Source organism: Janthinobacterium sp. FT14W (assembly GCF_009208755.1).
Lineage (GTDB): Bacteria > Pseudomonadota > Gammaproteobacteria > Burkholderiales > Burkholderiaceae_D > Janthinobacterium > Janthinobacterium violaceinigrum.
Window position 1 is genome coordinate 1 of record NZ_WFLL01000168.1, and the last position, 255, is coordinate 255.

Here is a 255-nt window from a genome sequence, read left to right on the forward strand (position 1 = left end):
GAGTGCCCTTTCGTAGCAACTAATGACAAGGGTTGCGCTCGTTGCGGGACTTAACCCAACATCTCACGACACGAGCTGACGACAGCCATGCAGCACCTGTGTAATGGTTCTCTTTCGAGCACTCCCAAATCTCTCCGGGATTCCATCCATGTCAAGGGTAGGTAAGGTTTTTCGCGTTGCATCGAATTAATCCACATCATCCACCGCTTGTGCGGGTCCCCGTCAATTCCTTTGAGTTTTAATCTTGCGACCGTA

General features: G+C 50.6%; 1 rRNA gene. It reads right to left on the minus strand.

Annotated features, from left to right (window positions below):
- A 16S ribosomal RNA gene (locus GCN74_RS28475) occupies positions 1–255 on the minus strand; the annotation flags it as partial.